This window comes from Endozoicomonas sp. SESOKO4, from assembly GCF_024606275.1.
Map to the genome: position 1 here is coordinate 1 of NZ_JAHHPS010000532.1, position 1,167 is coordinate 1,167.

The 1,167-nt window shown below is 43.3% G+C and carries 2 protein-coding genes; both read left to right on the forward strand.

What is annotated here, in order from left to right:
- A partial coding sequence (locus KDK16_RS10355) for a hypothetical protein (RefSeq protein WP_257276000.1) occupies positions 1-787 on the forward strand: 787 nt, incomplete at its 5' end.
- Positions 788-918: 131 nt separating this feature from the next.
- Positions 919-1,167 (forward strand): hypothetical protein (locus KDK16_RS10360; protein ID WP_257276002.1); only part of this gene is annotated, 249 nt, incomplete at its 3' end.

A 1,167-nucleotide genomic window follows, 5' to 3' on the forward strand; every position in this document is an offset into this window, starting at 1 on the left:
ATTCAGGGAAGTAATGCATCACTCAGACTTTGCCAAAACACGCGATGGCGGTATCTGGCTGGCTGTATTGGAAGCCGCTTACGCACATCTTTCGAAAAGGTTCATTAATAGTCGTCGACAAGATGAGTGGGCACAACGCAAATACGGTCAATACTCAGAACTGAGCGGGTTATATGAGCAGCATGCTTTAGCTGTACTAATGAGTTCAGACTCCTATTACATCAACCCGCAACTTCAAACTCAGGAACGATTGAGGGAGCAACTCAACTCTTTTGTTGATAATGAAAAAGCAGCGACTGTTTCTATTAACCCATCAGTTTCAATTCACTTGGAGTTAAGGCCGTTTGCAGGAATCAAAACCCTGCATGCCTATAGCCTGATTGGCTATGACAAAGAAAAAGATATTGTTTATATCCGTGACCCTCATGGCGAGTCTGATGCGGTTACAAATATCTATACCATTAATCGACACATTCAGCCTCTTTCCTCAAAAGATAGCGAAATATTTGAAGTCATACTCAACTATCCCGGCCTTCCTGAAAGCGGATTATCTTACGGACTGACGAAGCCTCGATTGAACAACTTCCTTAATCAAACTGTGCCGGATATGATGGACAGCGTAGCCAATGGGATAATCCCTTCCAATATTCTGGGATTCATGCCTATTTCTGAGAGAAGTGCTGCCAGTACCGGCATCATTGAAATGACCCTGGAACAGTTCATTAATACGTTTAATTTCATGCAGATTAGCCAGTGCGAACCGTACCAATGCCCAAATAAACAATAACCAAGCGGGCCAGTTGGATATGAACTATTCTTTGGACCTGCTGTTATCTAATGGTTAATTAGCCTTGCCGAAAATCTTGATCAGACCAGAAAGCATTACACAATAGCAAGCTGATTTTTACAGGGGTCAATTTGATAGATCGATTACGCACTTTATTAATGGCCTGTCTGCTCTTTTTTTCTCTCCAGGTTTTTAGTGGGGAACTTTCACCCGGCTACTCGTCAGCATATCGCTACTTTCCAGAGCTGGCGGACGCCCTTGATGAAGACTCTGATGGCCTACTCTCCTACGATGAGCTGATTAAGGGCTACCATGCTCCATATCTGAACAAAGAGCTTTACCAAACCATCAGGCTTTACCTTGTTAATTTCGAGTCATGG